This window comes from Vogesella oryzagri (assembly GCF_040148885.1).
Classification (GTDB): Bacteria; Pseudomonadota; Gammaproteobacteria; order Burkholderiales; family Chromobacteriaceae; genus Vogesella; species Vogesella oryzagri.
The window spans coordinates 292929-313168 of record NZ_JBEFLD010000006.1 but is presented as its reverse complement, the minus strand read 5'-3'; the positions used below and the strand labels follow the sequence as shown (position 1 = coordinate 313168).

18 protein-coding genes are annotated in these 20240 nt (G+C 60.9%); 15 read left to right on the top strand and 3 right to left on the bottom strand.

Annotated features, from left to right (window positions below):
* Window positions 1-369: 369 nt before the first annotated feature.
* The 4 genes from ABNW52_RS13465 to ylqF all read left to right on the top strand — a co-directional run bounded on the left by ABNW52_RS13465 (window position 370) and on the right by ylqF (window position 2580).
* Window positions 370-996: a hypothetical protein gene (locus ABNW52_RS13465; protein ID WP_349588731.1), complete on the top strand. Its 627-nt coding sequence runs from the start codon at window positions 370-372 to the stop codon at window positions 994-996.
* Window positions 997-1014: 18 nt separating this feature from the next.
* Window positions 1015-1362: a DUF4870 family protein gene (locus ABNW52_RS13460; RefSeq protein ID WP_349588728.1), complete on the top strand. Its 348-nt coding sequence runs from the start codon at window positions 1015-1017 to the stop codon at window positions 1360-1362.
* Window positions 1363-1425: 63 nt separating this feature from the next.
* A complete protein-coding gene (locus ABNW52_RS13455; RefSeq protein WP_349588725.1) occupies window positions 1426-1638 on the top strand; it encodes a DUF3820 family protein in 213 nt (70 codons plus the stop codon).
* Between the two features lie 3 nt (window positions 1639-1641).
* A complete protein-coding gene (gene ylqF, locus ABNW52_RS13450) occupies window positions 1642-2580 on the top strand; it encodes a ribosome biogenesis GTPase YlqF (RefSeq protein WP_349588722.1) in 939 nt (312 codons plus the stop codon).
* 42 nt (window positions 2581-2622) lie between these two features.
* Here ylqF and ABNW52_RS13445 read toward each other — a convergent pair whose 3' ends face one another.
* The 3 genes from ABNW52_RS13445 to ABNW52_RS13435 are packed head-to-tail and all read right to left on the bottom strand — an operon-like array spanning window position 2623 to window position 4169.
* Window positions 2623-3201 (bottom strand): nucleotidyltransferase family protein, encoded by a 579-nt coding sequence (locus tag ABNW52_RS13445; protein WP_349588719.1) that lies wholly within the window; start codon window positions 3199-3201, stop codon window positions 2623-2625.
* Complete coding sequence (gene ruvX, locus ABNW52_RS13440) at window positions 3185-3616, bottom strand: Holliday junction resolvase RuvX (RefSeq protein ID WP_349588716.1); 432 nt, start codon at window positions 3614-3616, stop codon at window positions 3185-3187. The genes ABNW52_RS13445 and ruvX overlap by 17 nt, the downstream gene beginning before the upstream one ends.
* Window positions 3609-4169 (bottom strand): YqgE/AlgH family protein, encoded by a 561-nt coding sequence (locus tag ABNW52_RS13435; protein ID WP_349588714.1) that lies wholly within the window; start codon window positions 4167-4169, stop codon window positions 3609-3611. Before ABNW52_RS13435 ends, ruvX begins: the two co-directional genes overlap by 8 nt.
* A 193-nt stretch (window positions 4170-4362) precedes the next feature.
* Here ABNW52_RS13435 and smc point away from each other — a divergent pair, with 193 nt between their 5' ends.
* The 11 genes from smc (at window position 4363) to fliD (ending at window position 20232) form a co-directional block, all read left to right on the top strand.
* On the top strand, window positions 4363-7782 hold the full coding sequence (gene smc / locus ABNW52_RS13430; RefSeq protein ID WP_417891473.1) for a chromosome segregation protein SMC: 3420 nt from the start codon (window positions 4363-4365) through the stop codon (window positions 7780-7782).
* A 2-nt stretch (window positions 7783-7784) separates the two neighbouring features.
* A complete protein-coding gene (locus ABNW52_RS13425) occupies window positions 7785-8456 on the top strand; it encodes an energy transducer TonB (RefSeq protein ID WP_349588709.1) in 672 nt (223 codons plus the stop codon).
* A gap of 96 nt (window positions 8457-8552) precedes the next feature.
* The gene (locus ABNW52_RS13420) at window positions 8553-9689 is read left to right on the top strand and encodes a cell division protein ZipA C-terminal FtsZ-binding domain-containing protein (RefSeq protein ID WP_349588707.1); all 1137 of its coding nucleotides are present in this window, start codon (window positions 8553-8555) and stop codon (window positions 9687-9689) included.
* A gap of 70 nt (window positions 9690-9759) precedes the next feature.
* Complete coding sequence (ligA, locus tag ABNW52_RS13415) at window positions 9760-12189, top strand: NAD-dependent DNA ligase LigA (RefSeq protein WP_349588736.1); 2430 nt, start codon at window positions 9760-9762, stop codon at window positions 12187-12189.
* Window positions 12190-12390: 201 nt separating this feature from the next.
* Complete coding sequence (gene galU, locus ABNW52_RS13410) at window positions 12391-13263, top strand: UTP--glucose-1-phosphate uridylyltransferase GalU (protein ID WP_349588705.1); 873 nt, start codon at window positions 12391-12393, stop codon at window positions 13261-13263.
* Between the two features lie 65 nt (window positions 13264-13328).
* Window positions 13329-13871 (top strand): hypoxanthine-guanine phosphoribosyltransferase, encoded by a 543-nt coding sequence (locus ABNW52_RS13405; protein ID WP_349588703.1) that lies wholly within the window; start codon window positions 13329-13331, stop codon window positions 13869-13871.
* Window positions 13872-13970: 99 nt separating this feature from the next.
* On the top strand, window positions 13971-15197 hold the full coding sequence (gene fliB, locus ABNW52_RS13400; protein ID WP_349588701.1) for a flagellin lysine-N-methylase: 1227 nt from the start codon (window positions 13971-13973) through the stop codon (window positions 15195-15197).
* A gap of 21 nt (window positions 15198-15218) precedes the next feature.
* Complete coding sequence (locus ABNW52_RS13395) at window positions 15219-15956, top strand: S-methyl-5'-thioinosine phosphorylase (protein ID WP_349588699.1); 738 nt, start codon at window positions 15219-15221, stop codon at window positions 15954-15956.
* Between the two features lie 251 nt (window positions 15957-16207).
* Complete coding sequence (locus ABNW52_RS13390; protein WP_349588697.1) at window positions 16208-17734, top strand: flagellin N-terminal helical domain-containing protein; 1527 nt, start codon at window positions 16208-16210, stop codon at window positions 17732-17734.
* A 68-nt stretch (window positions 17735-17802) separates the two neighbouring features.
* The gene (locus ABNW52_RS13385) at window positions 17803-18207 is read left to right on the top strand and encodes a flagellar protein FlaG (RefSeq protein ID WP_349588695.1); all 405 of its coding nucleotides are present in this window, start codon (window positions 17803-17805) and stop codon (window positions 18205-18207) included.
* 15 nt (window positions 18208-18222) lie between these two features.
* Window positions 18223-20232: a flagellar filament capping protein FliD gene (gene fliD / locus ABNW52_RS13380; protein WP_349588692.1), complete on the top strand. Its 2010-nt coding sequence runs from the start codon at window positions 18223-18225 to the stop codon at window positions 20230-20232.
* The last annotated feature ends 8 nt before the right edge of the window (window positions 20233-20240 follow it).

Sequence of the window (20240 nt, the reverse complement as noted above, 5' to 3'; positions counted from 1 at the left end):
CACAAACAGCCCAGCTTGAGAGATCAAGCTGGGCTTTGTGCTTTGGTGCGTGGGTGAGGCAGGCCCCACCCGGACCGCCGCCTCACCCCGGTCCCTGACACGCCTGCTGCGGCCAACGTGGGCCGCAACGTACCCGACCAAACATAAAGCCCGCTGATGCGGGCTTTGCTATTAGTATTGGCATACTGCTACATAGCGCAACCTTGACTTCTGTTTTGCCGGGTAGCTGGAGTGGCGTGTGATTGTCGATTTGTGCGGTTGACGAATAGGGCAGAATTAGCGAAGATGGACGCATGACTACGTTCAGCCGCATTGTTTCCGTTGCGTATTATTATGGCTACCGCTCCTCTCTGGCGGCGCCAGGAAACCTTGTGGACTGAATTCACAGAATTTTCCAACAATGCCGCCGTAACTGGCGGCATTGGTCTATCTGTAGTGGCTGATTTCCCGGTTATGGCTCCAGGAGCAAACATGATGGAAAGCAGCCGTATCTGGTCGGGCGCTCTGCCTGCAACTTTGCCTGCCGTTAGTCTGAATATTTTTTGTGATGTCGAGCACTTGTCCGGTTGTTCTGCGGATAAGTTGCTGCCGTTATTGTCTCAATGGCAGCAGCGGCAATTGCCCTGTGTTATAGAGTCGCTGTTTCCAGAAGTACGCACCTTGGCCTACATTGCCGCCAGCGGCGGCTCACCTTCGGCGGCTGACTGGTTGGCTGCACGAGTGGCGGTATTCCAGTTGGAGCATTTGGTACTTGGAGTGGGTGAGTTGGCGCTGATGGATACTATTAACCGCAGCTTGCGTACCATTGCGCAGCGCCTAGGACTGGAGCTTGTTTCGTTGCAGTCATTTGCCGTTGCTAGCAGTGGTGACTGCGTGGTAGCGGCTACTGGCCGCTCGCCAAGCCAAGCCAAGTTGGTCTCGCCGGTGGCGCAATCCTTGCAGTTACGCCACGACCTGGCTGCGCATCTGGCGCGCTTACAAGCTGTTTTGTCTTGATATAAAAAGGACGGTGTTATGCGTGATGGTTATATCGAGCGTGTGCCGCGCGAAGAAGACTCGATTCGCACATTGACCCAGGTGGTCTACATCCTGCAGGCATGCAGTCTGCTGGTGGGAGTGACGGCAATCGTGGCGGTGATCATCAACTACGTGAAGCTGGACGATGCCCGGGGCACGCGCTGGGAAAGTCACTTTCGCTGGCAGATACGCACCTTTTGGTGGGCGTTGGCTGGCTACGTGATTTCCGCGCCACTGTTCTTCCTGTTTGGCTTGGGGGCGGTGCTGATGTTTGGCGTCTGGGTGTGGAGCATTTACCGGGTGGTGAAGGGGTATCTTGCCTTCAACGACGGCAAGTCGCTGTGACAATTGCTGCCAAGTAGATGATTTTTTGGCACAATGCGCGCCTTCTTCCTGATTGGACGTGCCATGGATACCGAACAGTTGGGCATGCTGCTGACGCGCACCATGCCCTATGGCAAGTACAAAGGGCGGGTGATTGCCGACCTGCCGGGGCATTACCTCAACTGGTTCGCCCGCGAGGGTTTTCCGCCCGGAGAAATCGGCCGCCTGCTGGCGCTGATGCATGAACTGGATCACAACGGATTGAGCTATCTGCTCGATCCACTCAGAAAGCGATAGCCAATGGCCATTCAATGGTTTCCTGGCCACATGAACAAAGCCAAGAAGGAGCTGGAAGAGCGCCTTGGCGGTATCGATGTGGTAATTGAAATGCTCGACGCCCGCCTGCCGGGCTCCAGTGCCAATCCGATGATTGCCCGCCTGGCGCGCGGCAAGCCGGCGCTGAAGGTGCTGAACAAGCAGGATCTGGCGGATGCCCGCGTGACCGAGCAATGGCTGAAATGGTATCGCAACCAGCCGGGTACCCAGGCACTGGGGCTGGATGCCTCTGATGCGGCGCCGGCGCAGAAACTGGTGGCTGCCTGTCGCGAGCTGGCGCCAGGCCGTGGCGGCGTCGAAAAACCGCTGCGGGTGGTGATTTGCGGTATTCCCAACGTCGGTAAATCCACGCTGATCAACAGTCTGATGGGGCGACGCATCGCCAAGACCGGCAACGAGCCGGGGATCACCAAGGGGCAGCAGCGCATCATGCTGGCCGACGACATCGAACTGTTCGACACCCCCGGCATGCTGTGGCCGAAGATCATCGTGCCGCAAGGTGGCTACAACCTGGCCGCCAGTGGCGCCGTTGGCCGCAATGCGCTGGATGAAGAGGAAGTCGTGCTGGAATTGCTGCTGTATCTGATGAAGCGTTACCCGACCGAGCTGGATGCGCGCTACAAGATCGGCGATATCGACGGGCTGCAGGACTGGCAGGTGCTGGAGCTGATCGGCAAGAAGCGGGGGGCGGTGTTGCCGGGCGGGCGCATCAATATCCAGAAGGCGTCCGAGATCGTGCTCACCGATTTCCGTGACGGCAACATCGGCCGTATCTCGCTGGAACTGCCGGAAGAGTGGGCGGCGTGGGAAAAAGCCGCTAAAGAACACGAGGTGCTGCGTGCAGCACAAAAAGAAGACGCACGACTGGAGCGCGAAGAAAAGAAAAAGGGCGTGCGCAAGTAAGCGGCCGCCCCAATAAAAACAGGCGGAGCAATCCGCCTGTTTTTATTGGTTGTTCGGTTCGAGTTGCAGTTGCGGCCAACGTTGACGCCAGTTCTTGCGTTGCAGGCGCCGTTGCCAGGAGGCATCGTCGCCGCTGAAGGCCGGGTTGCGCTGGATCTGGCGGGCAAATAGCGGCGCCCATCCCAGCGGGGCCAGCCAGTGCAACTGGTCATGCTCGTCCACCCGGACGGCGTAGCAGGTGGCCGTTTCCGGCCAGTAGCCAATGGCTTCTGCACAACTCCGATAAGGGGGATGGCCGTGTTGTTGTGCCATGCGCGCCTGGTTGCGTACCTGCCAGGCGGCAGCCAACCTGGCGTGCAGTTGGTGTTGATAGTGCTGTTCGTAGTAGGGTTCAGTGCAATCGGCATCCAGATAGATGACGTCGATGTCCTGTAGCGGCGTGGCCTGCCGGTAACCGTGTTGTTGGTCCCAGACCAGGTTGCGGACAAAGCCGGCTGCCGGCCAGAAGCCGCTCCCTAGTTGCTGCCGCACCTGTTGCAGGTACTGCCAGCGCAAGGTATCTGCGCGCAGAGCCTGCTCCAGCCAGGCGGGCGGGCCGGCCGTATCAGGCAATCGGCTCACCCGGCTGCTCGAACCAGCCCATCAGGATGGCCTGTGCCGCCACCTGATCCAGCATTTCCTTCTGCCGCCGGCCGTAGACGCCGGCATCTTCCAGCAGCCCTTCGGCAATCGCCGAGGTCAGGCGCTCGTCCACCAGCCATACCGGCAGCTCGAAGCGCCCCTTCAGGCGCTGGGCAAACTTGCGCGACAGCGCGGTGAGCTGATGCTCGCTGCCATCCATGTGGGTGGGCAGGCCCACCACGAAGCCGGTGACGCGCCATTCGCTGACCAGCTTGCCAATGGCGGCGAAGCGCACCTCGTTCACTTCGCTGTTGATGGTGTCCAGTGGCGTGGCGATGCCGACCTCCGGCTCGCCCAGCGCCACGCCGATGCGCTTCTCGCCGAAGTCAAAACCCAGCACCGTGCCCTTATGCATGGCCGGACACATTGGTCAGCAGCGCCGGATCGAAGCCCAGCAGCTTGATGGCGCAGTTGTAGCGCTCTTCCACCGGGGTGTCGAACAGCACCCATTCTTCCGCCGGTACCGTCAGCCAGCCATTGTTGGCGATCTCTTCTTCCAGCTGGCCTTTTTCCCAGCCGGAATAGCCCAGACTCAACAGCAGCTTGTCCGGACCCTTGCCTTCCGATACCGCCGCCAGAATGTCCTTGGAGGTGGTCAGCGCCAGGTGGTCGGTAATGGTGAGCGTGGATTGCCAGTTGCCGATCGGGTTGTGCAGCACGAAGCCGCGATCCGGCTGCACCGGGCCGCCGAAAAATACCGGCCAGGTGCTGGCTTCGCCTTCCGGCAGCGGCAGGTCGATCTGCTCCAGCAGCTGCGCTGCAACGATGCCGGACGGCTTGTTGATGATGACCCCCATGGAGCCCTGTTCGCCGTGCTCGCAGACATACACGATGCTTTTGGCAAACAGCGGGTCCGCCATGTCGGGCATGGCGATGAGGAAATGATTGGCAAGAGAGAGCGTATCCATGGCTGCATTATGGCAACCAATGTCATGGCCGGCAAAGCAACATCGCGGCGTTGCGCTGCAAAGGTTGGCCGCAGCGGGCGACGGGCTTGCTAAAATGCCCGGCTGAATCAACCTTTACGCGGATCACGCCTTGCGCCTCACCCATATCAAGCTTGCCGGCTTCAAATCCTTTGTCGACCCCACCAGTATCGCCGTGCCCGGCCAGCTGGTGGCAGTGATCGGCCCCAACGGTTGCGGCAAGTCCAACGTGATCGACGCCGTGCGCTGGGTGCTGGGCGAATCCTCCGCCAAGCAGCTGCGTGGCGAGTCGATGCAGGACGTGATCTTCAATGGCTCCTCCAGCCGCAAGCCGGTGTCGCGCGCGTCGGTGGAGCTGGTTTTCGATAATGCCGACGACCAGCTGCTGGGCCCGTGGGGGCAGTACAGCGAAGTGGCGATCAAGCGTGTGCTGACGCGGCAGGGCGAATCCAGCTACTACATCAACAACCAGCAGGTGCGTCGTCGCGATATTACCGACCTGTTCCTGGGGACCGGCGTCGGCGCGCGCGGCTACGCGGTGATCGAGCAGGGCATGATCTCGCGCATCATCGAGGCGCGGCCGGAAGAGCTGCGCGCCTACCTGGAAGAAGCCGCCGGCGTGTCGCGCTACAAGGAGCGCCGCCGCGAAACCGAAAACCGCCTAGCCGACACCCGCGACAACCTCACCCGCATCGAGGATCTCAAGCTGGAACTGACGCGGCAGGTGGAGAAGCTCACCGAGCAGGCCGAGGTGGCAGCCAACTACCAGGACATGCGCGGCGCGCTGACCTTCAAGCAGAACCTACTAGCGCTGGCGCGGCGCGAAGAAGCCGCGCGCCAGGAGGCTGCCGCGCGTGGCGAACTGGCGCGCATCGAAACCGAAGAAGCCGCGCTGGAGGCCGCTCACACCCACCTGGAAACCGAGCTGGAAACCGTGCGCGAGACGCACTACGCCGCCAGCGATGCCGTGCACGAGGCGCAGCAGGCGCTGTTCGAGGCCAATGCCACGCTGGCGCGACTGGAAGAACAGCAGCGTCACCGGCTGCAAAGCAGCGAACGGCTGGCGCGTGAGCTGAACAGTGCCCGTAGCGAACGGCAGCAACTGGCCGAGCACAAGGCGCAGGTGGCGGCGGAGCTGGATGACTGGCTGCCGCGGCGCGAAGAAGCGCAGCTGCGCATGGAAGAAGCGCAGATGGGGCTGGAAGACGGCGCCGACAGCCTGCCTGCCGCCGAGGCCGCATTCCGCGTTGCCGATCAGCGGCTGGCGCAAATGACGGCACAGATTGCCAACCTGACGCGCGAGCGCGATCTGGCGCGACAGCAGGGCGAGCACCTGCGCCGCAGCATCGAACAACTGGCGGGGCGGGAAGACGCCTTGCGCCGCGAACTGGCGGATCTGAACCTGCCGGACGCCGCCGCGCTGCACGCCGCGCATGAGCAGGTGGCCAGCGCACAGGCGGCACTGGAGGCGGTGCGCGCACGCTTGGCCGCCGACGAAGCCAAGCAGGCGGACCTGACCGCCGAGCGCGAACAACTGGATAAACAACTGGCACAACTGGGCGCCGATGCCGCCCGCGCCGAAGCCGAAGTGGCGGCGCTGGACGCGGTGCTGGCGCGCGAGGCGGCCGGCGAGCAGCTGGCCGGCTGGTTGCAGGCGCAGCAACTGGCCGAGGTGCCGACGCTGTGGCAGAGCCTGCAGGTGGACGAACAGTGGCGGGTGGCGGTGGAAGCCATGCTGGCCGAGCGACTGGCGGCCCGCGCCGCGCTGTTGCCGGACGCCATGCCGCCGGCGCCGCTGACCGTGGTGGATGCCAGGGCGGTGTTGCCTGCGGCCAACGTTGGCCGCACGCGACTGGTGGCGCAGCTGCAGGTGGCGGCGCCGTTCGATGCCGCGCTGGCGGACTGGCTGGCCGGCGTTTACTGCGCCGATTCGCTGGCGCAAGCCATCGCCCGTCGTGGCGAGCTGGCCGCCGGCGAGTGCTGGATCACGCCGCAGGGGCATCGCATCAGTCGCAGCAGCGTCAGCTTCCATGCCGCCGCTAGCGGCGACGGCATGATGGCGCGCAAGGCGGCGCGCGATGCTGCTGCCGCCCGGTTGGCGAGCATCGAGCCGGAAATCGCCGGGCTGCAGCGCCACCGCGACGGTGTGGTGGCCACGCTGGGCATGCTGGCCGAGGCGGTGCGTGCGCAGAAGGGCGCGTTGTCACGGCTGGAAGGCGAGCTGAATGCGCTGACGCTGGAGCACGTGAAGCTGGATCAGGCGGCGCGGCAAGGCGCGGCACGACTGGCGGCGATCCATGCTGAGCAGGCACGGCTGGCGGAAGAGCGCCAGCTGGGGCAGGACACCATTGCCGAGGCCGAGCTGCAGGCGGAAGAAAACGCCATGCAGCTGGAAGAATTGCAGGACGCGTTGGAAGAGGCACGGCTGGCGCGGTTGAATGCGGAAACCGGGCTGGAGCTGGCGCGCAACCGCACCCGCGATGCCGAACGTCAGGTGCATGAAATCCGCCTGGCGCAAGCGACCGCCGAGCAGAAAGTGGCCGAGCTGGAGCGCCGGGCGCGCGAGCAGGAAGAGCGCGATCTGCAGCTGGCGGAGCGACTGGAAACGCTGGCCTTCGAGGCCGAAACGGTGGAAGAGGCGGCGCCGGACGATGCGCTGCAGGAAGCGCTGGCGACGCGGGAAACCCGCGAGCAAGGGTTGGCCGCAGCCCGCGACGCGCTGAATGCGCTGACCGAAACCCTGCGCCAGTACACGCAAAAACAGCAGGAAGTCAGCGCGGCGCTGCCGGCGCTGCGCGAGGCGCGCTCGGAGTGGCTGCTCAAGCATCAGGAAGCGCGCTTGAATCTGGAGCGCTTTGGCGAGGAACTGCAGGCCGCCGGCGCTGACGAAGCCGAGCTACTGCCGCATTTGAACGACAGTGTGAAGCCGAATGCACTGGCGGCGGAGATCGCGCGGCTGGCGCGCGCCATCGAGGGCTTGGGTGCGGTCAACCTGGCAGCGCTGCAGGAGCTGGAGGAAGCCAGCAAGCGCGGCGAGTACTTGGCCAGCCAGACCGACGACTTGCTGCAGGCGATGGCGACGCTGGAAGAGGCGATTGCCAAGATCGACGGCGAAACCCGCGACATGCTGCAGCAGACCTACGCGGCGGTAAACGCCAAGATGAGCGAGTTTTTCCCCACCCTGTTCGGCGGCGGTCGCGCCGAGCTGGTGCTGACCGGCGACGACCTGCTGTCGGCCGGCATCCAGATCATCGCCCAGCCACCGGGCAAGAAGAACAGCACCATCCACCTGCTGTCCGGCGGCGAGAAGGCGCTGACCGCGATGAGTCTGGTGTTCTCGTTGTTTAGCCTCAACCCGGCGCCGTTCTGCCTGCTGGACGAGGTGGATGCGCCGCTGGACGATGCCAATACCAGCCGCTTCTGCGATCTGGTGAAACAGATGGCCGCCAGCACCCAGTTCCTGTACATCAGCCATAACCGCCTGACCATGGAAATGGCCGAGCAGCTGGTGGGGGTGACCATGCAGGAGCAGGGTGTCAGCCGCATCGTGGCAGTGGACATCGTGGAAGCGCTGAAAATGCGCGAAACCGGCTAGCGATGCGGCTGGCCCTGTTGTTGTCGCTGCTGCTGCATGCGTTGCTGCTGGCGGCACTGGCCCGGACGTTGTGGCTGCCGCTGACACCGGCGGCGCCGTTGGTGCTGGAGTTGCGGCTGGCAACGGCCGCCAGCGGTGGCGCGGCCAAGGGGCGCGCTGGCGGGGCGCCTCCGGTGACGGCGCGGGCGGCTGTGCAGCCGCGCGAGGCGGTGCGGCCAACCCCGGCGCCGTTGCAGCCATCGCGCCCGGCCGTGGTGGCCGGGGCAGTGTCCACGCGACAACCGGCTGCGCCAGCTAGCACCGCGCCGACCGCCGCCGCAGCACCGTCGGCACCTGTGGCGCAGACGGAAGGTGCGGCGGGCGGGCCGCAACATGGCGCGCCGCCGGCCGGTGACATGCGCAAGGCGCGGCTGGTCTCGGCGCCACGGCCGGCGTATCCGCCGCTGTCGCGAGAATTGAATGAGGCCGGTGTCGTGTGGCTGCGCTTGACGGTGGATGAGCAGGGGACGGTGAGCAATGTGCAGCTGCTGCGCTCCAGCGGCTTTCGCCGTCTGGACAAGGCTGCCATGGCGGTAGTGTGGCAGTGGCGCTTCTTGCCGCAACTGGAAGCGGGCAAGGTGGTTGTCGCCGACATCGAACAACCGGTACGCTTCAACTTGCAGGAAAGTGAATAAAAAACAGGCATTGCGGCCCGCTTCGGCCCGCGTGCCCCCGCCGGCATTTGTTATAATGCTGTCCTATAGACTGGCTGCCGCTGTGGATAAAGCTCAATGAGCGAAATACAAATCGGATTGCTGTTGCTCGGCGCGTTGGTAATCGCGCTGGTATACGGCCTCAATTTTTACCAGGAGTGGCGCTTTCGCAAGAAAACGCGCCAGGCCTTTGCACACCACGCCGACGCGCTGCTGGACGTGCCCAAGAACAATGTCCGCGATGGTCGCCAGGAGCGGCTGGAGCCGGTATTGCTGGACGAGGACGATGACACGCCGGCCTACCTGAACGACCAGGCACCGCCGCCGACCATCAGCCGTTACGAGCCGGAGCCTGCCGCTGCCGTGGAAGAGACGCCGCTGGCCGAGCTGGACAGCGCCGATCACCAGGCGCTAGTGGTGTCGCTGCTGGACCCGTCGCTGGATTTCATCGCCGAAGTGGTGTTTCCGCAGCCGCATACACTCAGCAGCCTGCCGCGTTTCAATGTTGCCAAGCGGGTGCAGGTGCTGCTGCGTACCGACCGCGGGCTGTGGAAGCCGGCCGAGATCATGCCGGGCACGCCATACAAGCAGGTAAATTTCGGCCTGCAGCTGGTAGACCGCGGTGGTGCGGTGACCGAGCAGGAGCTGGCCAGTTTCTGTCAGCAGGTTGGCCACTATGCCGAGCAGCAGGGCGCTCATGTCAGCTTCCCGCAGCGCCAGCAGAAGCTGGTGGCGGCGCGCGAGCTGGATCGCTTCTGTGTCGATGTCGACGTACTGATCGGCATCAGCATCGTGCCGACCTCGCCGATCCCCGGTGCGCGCCTGCGCAGCGTGGCCGAGGCCGCCGGGCTGCAGCTGGAGCCGGATGGCCAGTTCCATTACCTGTCGGACTCAGGCAACACCCTGTTCTCGCTGGCCTCCGCCGACCAGACGCCATTCACCATGCACACGTTGCTGGACAAGAATTTCCCGGCGCTGACGCTGCTGTTCGACGTGCCGCGTGTGGCCGGCGGCGTGGCGGTGTTCGACCGAGCCATGCAGTTTGCCCGCCATCTGGGGCAGGAATTCAATGCCCGGCTGATGGACGACAACCGCCGCGAACTGAGCGACCAGGGCATCGCCCACATCCGTGAACAGCTGATCCGCATCTACGGCAATATGGACGACCGCGGCATCGCCCCGGGCAGCGTTGCTGCATTGCGGCTGTTTGCCTGAGCTGTCCAGACCATTCACCATCGACACGCCGGCGCAGCCGGCGTGCTGCATTTGGGGCCCATCCATGACCATGCCTACCCCCGAGATCGAAGCCCGCGCCCGCGAGTTGGCCGCACAGCTGGAGCGCTACAACCACGAGTACTACGTGCAGGACGCGCCGACGGTGCCGGATGCCGAGTACGACCGCCTGTTCCGCGAGCTGCAACAGCTGGAGCACGAATTTCCAGAGCTGTGGACCCATTTTTCGCCGACCCATCGCGTCGGTGGCGCACCACTGCCGGCCTTTGACAGCGTGGTGCACAGCGTGCCGATGCTGTCACTGTCCAATGCCTTTTCCGATTTGCAGCAGGACGATTTCACCAGCCGCCATGCCGAGTTGGTCGCCTTCGACGAGCGGGTGGGCAAGGATCTGGCGGCGGCCAAGGTCGAGTACGCCACCGAGCCCAAGTTCGACGGCCTGGCCGTGAGCCTGCTGTACCGCGACGGTGTACTGGTGCAAGCCGCCACCCGTGGCGACGGCGCCAGCGGTGAAAACGTCACCGCCAATATCCGCACCGTGCGCTCGGTGCCACTGCAGCTGCATGCGGCCAACGTGCCCGCGCTGCTGGAAGTGCGCGGCGAGGTGCTGATGCTGAAACGCGATTTTGAGCGCCTAAATGACGCGCAGCGCGAACGTGGCGACAAGACATTCGCCAACCCGCGCAATGCCGCCGCCGGCAGCCTGCGGCAGCTGGACTCCAAAATCACCGCGCAGCGCCGGCTGTCGTTCTTTGCTTATGCCATTGCCCAGGTGGAAGGCACCGACTGGCCGGCCACTCACGCCGGCGAGATGGACTGGCTGGCAGCACTGGGCTTCCCTGTGGTGGCGGCCGAACTGCGCCCGGTGGTGCAGGGGGCAACTGGTCTGGCCGCTTACTACGAAGGCGTGCTGGCGCAGCGCGCCGCGCTGCCATTCGAGATCGACGGCGTGGTGTACAAGGTGAACAGCCGCGCACTGCAGGCACGGCTGGGTTTCGTATCGCGCGCGCCGCGCTGGGCGATTGCGCACAAGTTTCCGGCCGAGGAGGCGTTGACCTGGGTGGAGGCCATCGAGGAACAGGTTGGCCGCACCGGCGCCATCACCCCGGTGGCGCGGCTGCAGCCGGTGTTCGTCGGTGGCGTTACGGTGACCAACGCCACCTTGCACAACGAGGACGAAGTGCGGCGCAAGGATGTGCGCGTCGGCGACACCGTCATCGTGCGCCGCGCCGGTGACGTGATTCCGGAGGTGGTGTCGGTGGTGCTGGACCAGCGCCCGATGCGGCCAACGTCCGGCGGTGACCTGTTCAGCAGTAGCGAAGAACCGATGTACCCGGCCTACCGCCTGCCAAGCGCCTGCCCGGTGTGCGGCAGCCACGTGGTGCGCGAGGAGGGCGAGGCGATTGCGCGCTGCTCCGGCGGATTGGTGTGCAAGGCGCAACGCACGCAGGCGATCCAGCATTTTGCCGGCCGGCGCATGATGGATATCGACGGTCTGGGCGAACGCTATATCGACAAGCTGGTGGAGTTTGACTACGTGAAGAGCGTGGCCGACCTGTACCGGCTGACGCTGGATGATCTGCTGCAGATGAAGCGTCGTGCCGACGAGCAGGAAGGCATCACCCCGGAAACCGTCAAGGCGGGCAAGGTCGCCACCAAGTGGGCGGAAAACCTGATTGATGCCATTGCTGCCAGCAAGACCCCGCCACTGGCGCGCTTGCTGTTCGCGCTGGGCATCCGCCACGTCGGCGAATCCACCGCCAAGACCCTGGCCGACTGGCTGGGTACGCTGCACAACGTGCACCGCGCGCCGCGTGCGGTGCTGGCGGCGCTGCCGGACATCGGCGGCGTGGTGGCCGATGCCATCGCCGAATTCTTTGCCGAAGCGCAGAACGAGCGGGTGATCGACGCGCTGCTGGCCGCTGGCGTGGCGCCTGTGGACGAGCATGCGCCCAAGGCGCAGTTGCGCGACAAGCTGGCTGCGGCCAACCTTTACGCGCGGCTGAACGTGCCGCGGCTCACCGAGGTGCGCGCGCAGCAGCTGGCGGCGCAGCAAGGCGAACTGGCAACGTTGGCCGCACTACCGCGCGTGGCGGTGATCCAGCTTGATCTGCCGGCCGAGGTGGTCAACGCGCTGGCCGACTGGCTGGATGAGCCTGACCACCGTGCCCAGCTGCAAGCCATCGCCGCTTACTGTGAGGGCATCCTGGCGGCGGCACCGCCGGCGGAGGCGAGCGCCGAAAACGCCGCCGTGGCTGGCAAGACCTTCGTGCTCACCGGCACGCTGCCCACTATGGGCCGCGACCAGGCCCGGGCGCTGATCGAGGCCGCTGGCGGCAAGGTGTCCGGCAGCGTATCGAAGAAGACCCACTACGTGGTGGCCGGCGCCGAGGCCGGCAGCAAGTTGGACAAGGCTGTGGAGCTGGGCGTGGCGGTGCTGGACGAGGCCGGGCTGCTGGCCTTGCTGGAGAGCGGCGACTAAAACGCCTACAATGGCGGCCATTCGTTAGAACGTGTTTACGATCTCGCGAGCTAGGGTGAGACAGGGTGAAAATGGCTGAGGAAGCGGAATTTACAAATAGTAAATGCGCATCCGGAAGACGTACTCACCGTACAACGTTTCACGACGCGCAGTAGATCGTAGGCCGGTTCTTAAATGCTTGTGTTGAGAAAGCACGTTGATATGCAAAAAATCACCAAAGCCGTGTTCCCGGTAGCCGGTATGGGTACCCGCTTTCTGCCGGCTACCAAGGCCAGCCCCAAGGAAATGCTGCCCATCGTCGACAAGCCGCTGATCCAGTACGCGGTGGAAGAAGCGGTGGCCGCCGGCATCACCGAGCTGATCTTCATCACCGGCCGCAATAAGCGCAGCATCGAAGACCATTTCGACAAGGCCTACGAGCTGGAAACCGAGCTGGAAAACCGCAACAAGAAAAAGCTACTGGAGCTGGTGCAGGGTATCGTGCCGGATAACGTCAGCTGCATCTACATCCGTCAGACCGAGGCGCTGGGCCTGGGCCACGCGGTGTTGTGTGCCAAGCCGGTGGTGGGTAACGAACCGTTCGCGGTGATCCTGGCCGACGACCTGATCGACGGCGAGCCGGGCGCGGTGGAACAGATGGTGCACGTGTTCAATGAAACCCACAGCTCGGTGCTGGGGGTGGAAACCGTGGCGCGCGAGGAAACCGGCTCCTACGGCATCGTGGAGATCCAGCCGAATGGACAGGGCCGCGACCAGGTGACCAGCATCGTGGAAAAACCGCATCCGGACGTGGCGCCGTCCAACCTGGCGGTGGTGGGGCGCTACATCCTGACTCCGCGCATCTTCGACAAGCTGCTCAACACCCCGGCCGGCGCCGGCGGCGAGATCCAGCTCACCGACGCCATTGCTGCCTTGCTGAAGGATGAGCCGGTGCTGGCTTATGCCTTTGATGGCGTGCGCTATGACTGCGGCTCAAAGATCGGCTACCTGAAAGCCACCGTCGAGCTGGGGCTGAAGCATCACGAAGTTGGCCGCGAGTTTGCCGCTTACCTGGCTACGCTGTCGCAAAAGTAATCCGCATTGACTTTTTGCGCCGCCTTGTCCATAAAGGCGGCGCTTGTATTTTGAAAGGAATCATCATGCCGAACGTCGCCGAAGCACGCGGTATTCTCAATAGCTCCGACATCCTGTTCTCCGCCGAAGAAGTGAACGCCGCGGTAGACCGCATGGCGGCCGACATCACCCGTGAACTGGGTGAAACCTACCCGCTGGTGCTGTCCGTGATGGGCGGTGCGGTGGTGTTCACCGGCCAGTTGCTGCCGCGACTGATCTTCCCGCTGGATTTCGACTACGTGCACGTGTCGCGCTACGGCGACAAGACCCAGGGCGGCGAGCTGGTGTGGAAGACCGCGCCGAAGGAAGACGTGCGCGACCGTGTGGTGCTGGTGCTGGATGATATTCTGGACGAAGGCCACACCATGGCCGCCATCCGCGACAAGGTGCTGGGCATGGGCGCCAAGGCCTTCTACAGCGGCGTGTTCGCCAACAAGCTGATCAGCAAGGAAAAACCGATCGCCGCTGACTTTGTCGGCATCGATGTGCCGGACCGCTATGTGTTCGGCTACGGCATGGATGTGCGCGGCGCCTGGCGAAACCTGCCAGCGATCCATGCGCTGAAGTAAGATCAGTTATCGGTAGCAAGCCCGCGGTAGCGGGCTTTTTCGTATGCTCTATCGGTAGATGTGCCAAGCTATAAGTAGCAAGTTCAATTTGAGGATTTAATGATGTCACAAAAGCAAGTGCTTGATGTCACCACTCCCGTGTATCTGGATAAGTTCACTTGTCTTGGTCCTAGTTGTCCAGACAACTGCTGCTATGGTTGGACCGTTACTGTTGATCATGAAACATATGGCCGCTTGCGAGGGCTGCCAGATAAAGAGTTGAAACCGGTTATTCAGCATGCACTGCATAGAGGAAAGGGTAAGTCGGGTAGCTGGGATTATGGCTATTTGTCACAGAAACAGGATGCCAGCCGTAGCTGTGAGCTTCTGGATGGTGAGGGTTTGTGCCGTTTGCAAAAAAAATGTGGCGAGCAGATTCTTCCTGATATTTGTTCATCTTTTCCTCGCGTGACTAACGTGATTGATGGACAAGTCGAACAATTTGCGACAATGGCCTGTCCAGAAGTTACACGGTTGATTTTTGCTGAACATGCCCCGTTCGACTTGATAGTAAAAAAGCTGGAGGTGCGAACTGGGTCCGTTTCCCGTCAGGCGGACATGAAAAAAAATAGCCCGCTAAGTAAATTGCGTGCTTTTTTGTTGGCTTTGTTGGCAACGCAGGAGATACCAACTTGGAAAAGCTTGGCAGTGACACAGTTGATTGTTGAGGATTGGCTCGCTCACTCGGACCAGAAACAAAATATAGATGAATTGATTGAACCGTTTCTTCGGATGTGGGAAGAGCGAGTTCTAGATGGCTCTTTGCTGCAAGAGTTGGATGGTTTGCGTAGGCATGACTTGCTGCATGTAAAAGTGATGGCAGCAGCTAGTCGAATCAGATCGGAAATTATTTTTCGCGACATACGTTACTTGCAGTTAATTGAAGAGGCGCTTGTCGGCTTATCACTTGGGGTGGAGGGGGCTGATGATCAGGTGCTTGCTGCAAATTTTGCAAAAGCAAAAGAAGTAGTAGAAGTAGATGCTTTGCTACGACGAGTGTCCCTCAATCATATGGTAAGTAACTATTTCCAGTCCGCGCTGGATTTGGTTGGGGACGCACAGCGCCTTAGCATGGAATATCTGATGCTACGGTTTTGGCTGGTTGGCTTGTCTTTGGCTCGCAAGCGCACGCTGAGGCAGGAGGAAGTGGTTGAGCTTGTTTATATTTTTTATCGTGTAAATATTCATACGCCTAGTTATCTTGTCAAATGCAGCCAAGAATTTATTGCTGCAGGAATGAACAAGGTAGAACATTGGATGTTGATTTTGCCTCTGGATGCGGCTTAAAAACGGAGTTGGAGAATAATTATGCTTGCGATCATTGGCGGCAGTCGCCTCGCTCAGCTTCCCATTCTGCAAATTACCCATCGCCAAGTGGTGCGCACCCCATTTGGTGATCCGTCGTGCGCGCTGACTTTTGGCCGCATAGACAGCCAGAACGTGGTGTTCATGGCTCGCCACGGTTATGGCAACTCGATCGCCCCGCATGAGCTGAACTACCGTGCCAATATCTGGGCGCTACACAGTGTTGGCGTGAAGAGGGTGCTGGCGATTGGTAGCGTGGGCGGTATCCGTCCGGACATGGCGCCGGGCATGCTGGTGGTGCCAGACAACATCATCGACTACACCTGGGGGCGCAAACATACTTTCTATGAAGGGCCAGATCGGCCATTGGTGCGGGTGGACTTTACCCTGCCCTATGACCCGGAACTGCGCCGCGCGGTGTTGGCCGCGGCGGAGAACAGTGCCGTGCCCTGTCTGGATGGTGGCGTGTATGCGGTGACCCAAGGCCCCAGGTTGGAGACCGCCGCCGAGGTGCTGCGGCTGCAGCGCGATGGTGCCGATATGGTGGGCATGACCGGCATGCCGGAAGCGGCACTGGCCCGCGAGCTGGGATTGCAGTATCTGCATGTCTGCCACATTGCCAATTGGGCCGCGGGCAAAGGCGCTAGCCCCGAGCGTATCCAGTTTGCCGACGATGCGCTGGCCGATGGCATGGCAAAAGTACAGGCGCTGCTGACGGTGTTCTGCGCGCAAGGCGCTTAGGCTTGCCTGTCGCGGCGCCTGCCATTCGTGCCTATAACGAGGGCTGGTGCTGCACTGATAAATGCTGGCTTGCTACAGCGGCAAGTATTTGCTTACAGCTGAGCGGGAAATAAACCGCTTTCACGGCAAAAAACTTGTTAATCACCCCTAAAGTAAGCGTGGGTAGCGACGATATACATCATGAAGGCGGTAGCATCGGCATGGGGCCGACAGCTCAACGCCCCTCTGAATGAACACCAAGGAGCACTACCATGCTGACCATCAATACCAACGTTGCCTCGCTGAACTCGCAACGCAACCTGTCCAGTTCCCAGAGCGCCCTGAATACCACGCTACAGCGCCTGTCTTCCGGCCTGCGCATTAACAGCGCCAAGGATGATGCCGCCGGTCTGGCGATTTCCGAGCGTATGTCCGGCCAGATTCGTGGTATGGACCAGGCCCGCCGCAACGCCAACGATGGTATTTCCATGGCGCAGACCGCCGAAGGTGCCTTGGCTTCTTCCGGTGACATCTTGCAGCGTATCCGCGAACTGGCCGTGCAGTCTTCCAACGCCAGTAACTCAGCAAGTGACCGCAAGGCGCTGCAGGCTGAAGTCGGCCAGCTGACATCTGAGCTGGACCGTGTCGCCCAGACCACCGAATTCAACGGCCAGAAATTGCTGGATGGCTCCTCCAATACCTTAACCTATCAGGTAGGGGCTAACTCCGGTCAAACCATTCAGGCCGCCGGCAGCAACTTCCGTACCAGTAACTATGGCAACAATAATTTGCAAGTTGATGGCGTAAAGGCCAAGGACAACACCGTTGGTGCTAGCAATATTGCGGCCACGACTGCAAAACTGACTATTTCTGGTCAATACGGTACTAAAACATTTGATACTGTCGCTGGTTCTGATTTTGCTAATGATAAAACCGGTGAAACCGCAGCGACCTTGGCCGCCAAGATCAATGCCGAATCCAATAGTACCGGCGTAACTGCTTCCGCTAAAACTGAAGTGTCGCTGGATTTTAGCGCTGCCGGTAATTTCAAGATCAATATTATTTCCGAAAATACACAGCTTGATGCAACGGGTGCGATGAACGGTGCTGATGTGTCATTCTCGGTAGGTGGAGCTGGTGATACGGCGACAGATTATGCTGAAGCCATTCAGGCAATCAATGCCGTGTCCGGTAAGACCGGGGTAACTGCTGAATTTGATGCGACCAACAAGGCGCTGAAACTGACCAATGCCTCAGGTAACGATATTCAGCTGAAAAACGCTGGGGCGGCATCCACACCGTCGATTACCGTGGATACGTTCAAAGCTGATGGCACCTTGGCTGGTGCTCAGGATATTAAAGCTGCGGGTGCTGCTTCCTTGGTTACTGGTCGTATCACCTTTGACTCGGACAAGAGCTTCTCGGTGGATGATCAGGGTACTGGTTTGGCCCTGAGTGGGGTGAATGCTGGTGCTTCGTCGCTGCAATCTGTGTCGTCTGTTGACGTGAGTACTTTCTCGAGCTCGCAGGATGCGATCAAAATTATCGACTCGGCGTTGCAGGCGATTAACGGCCAGCGTGCTCAGTTTGGCGCCTTGCAGTCCCGCTTTGAAAGCACCATCTCGAACCTGCAGTCCTCATCCGAGAACCTGAGTGCATCGCGCAGCCGCATCCAGGATGCCGACTTCGCTTCTGAAACCGCTAAACTGACCAAGAACCAGGTGCTGCAACAAGCTGGTACTGCGATGCTGGCCCAAGCCAACCAGCTGCCGCAGGGTGTGCTGTCCCTGCTGCGTTAAGCCAGCCGGTAGGATTGGTATGATTAAACCCGGCAGCTTGGCTGCCGGGTTTTTGCCCATGGAGAGTAATGATGAATATTCTGGGTAATCTTCCTGGCCCAGGTGTATTGCCTGGCAGTAGCAGCAATGCGGCGGATCTTGCCGCCCGCAGCCAGACTTCGGCTGCCGTCAGTAGCGGTGCGGTGGTGGTATCGCCGCAGGCGGTGCAGGCTGCCGGAGCCACCGACAAGGGGCGCAATACGGCGACCTCCGATGACGAGTTGCGCAAGGCGGTGGAGAAGGTCAGCTCCGCCATGCAGGCTTATGGCCGCGAGTTGAACTTCAGCATTGATGAAGACTCCGGCATTCAGGTGGTGAAGGTGCTGGATACCACCAACGATGAAGTCATTCGTCAGTTTCCCTCTGAGGAGGTACTGCGGATCGCCAAGAATCTGGACAAGGTATTGGGCGTGCTGTTTGAAGAGCGTGCCTGATACAGGAGTAATGCAATGGCTACTTTGAGCTCTGCAGGTATCGGTTCCAACCTGCCTATCGATAATATGATCAGCCAGCTGATGGCGGTGGAGTCGCGGCCATTGCAACAGCTCAATACCAAGGAGGCAACTGTTCAGGCGCAGATTTCCGCGCTGGGGCAGGTCAAGGGGGCGCTGTCCTCCTTCCAGAGCGCCACCAAGGCATTGCAGGACAGCAGCAAGTTCAACGCCAGCCAGGCAACCAGTTCTTCTGAGGAAAACGTTAAGGTTTCCGGCTCCAACACGGCGGGTACTGGTAGCTTTTTGCTGCGAGTGGATCAACTGGCGCAAAGTCAGAAGCTGGCTACCTCGGCCTTTGCTAGTACTACAACCGCCATTGGTGGCGGTACGCTTACCTTCAGTTTCGGTACTACCAGCGGTGCCTCATTTGCGCTGAACCCGGAGAAGGTGCCGAAAACGGTGACCATTCCTGCCGGCTCCACCTTGGCAGGTATTCGCGATGCGGTGAATAAGGCCAATATTGGGGTAACTGCCAGCATCGTGAATGACGGCACAGGTAATCGGCTGGTGTATACCACGGCTACCGGCACCAAAAGTACGTTGAAGGTGGAAAGCAGCGATAGTAGCTTGGCTGCCTTTGCCCATGACCCGGCCGGCACCAAGCTGACTGAGGTGCAGGCGGCGCAGGACGCAAAGTTTGAACTGGATGGCATGACCATCACTAAACAGAGTAATACCGTCAGTGATGCAGTGGATGGCCTTACCTTTACCTTGCTCAAGCCGCATGAGGCCACCGATACTCCGGCCAAGATCGATGTCAGCCGCAGCAGTTCCGGTATCAGCAAGGCGATCCAGGACTTCGTCAAGAGCTACAACGAGCTGGAAAAGGTGATGGACGAGGTTAGTAAGGTGGATACCAGCGCCAAGCCGGCCAAGGGCGAGCAGCGTACGGCACCACCGTTGGCTGGCGATGCCAGTATCCGCGCTATTCGCAGCCAGATTCGTGCCGCCTTCTCTGCGGTGCAGAACGTCGATGGCGAATTCAAACGGCCGGCGGAAATCGGTTTGGCGTTTGATAAGAATGGTAGCCTGGCGTTGAACACCACCAAGCTGCAGGCTGCTATCGACAGCAATCCGGAAGACGTGTTGAAGCTGTTCGGCTCGGTGGGTACGCCAACCGACGGTAATATCAAATTTTCAGCTGCAACCGGTAATACCCAAACCGGCAATTACGCGATCAACCTGACTGCCGTGCAGAACGGAACTCTGTTAGGGGGGGCGATTGTTCCAAGTTCTATCACTATTGCCGCAGCCCCAGCCCTTCCTCCGTCTTTTACGGTGAAGATCAATGGCGATAGTAGTGGCTCGCTGACATTGCCAGCTGCGACATATACGCCGGCAACGCTGGCCAGCAAGTTGCAGGAAGTGATCAATGCCGATAGCAACTTGACCACTAAGGGCGACAAGGTGACGGTGTCGGTGGATAGCTCCGGTAAATTACTGTTGAGCTCGACCAAAACCGGAACCAGTTCTACGGTTGAAATTAGTGGTCTGAGCAATGTGGCATTGGATAGTGGGAGTATCAATCTGTTTAATGACGGTGCAGGTGTGGCTGGGGCGGACAAAGTATCCGGTACCCTCGGTGGTTATGCCGCACTGGCCGATGGCAACAAACTGACCGGTGCCAGTGGTACCCCGGTGGAAGGGCTGTCAGTCACCGTGAATGGCGGTACTATTGGCGATCGTGGCACGGTAGAGTTCAGCAAGGGTTTTGCCTTTGCGCTGGATGGCGTGTTGACTAGCTTGCTGGCAAGCAAGACCGGGGTGATTGATGCCAAGACCGATGGACTCAACACTACAGTCAAGCGTATTGGCGAACAGCGTGACCGCATGAGCGATCGTCTGACCAAGACGGAGGCGCGCTACCGTAAACAGTTTAATGCGCTGGATGCCACCGTCAGCCAGATGCAGAGCACTGGTAACTACCTGACGCAGCAACTGGCCGCACTCACAAAATCGAGTTGATGTAATAC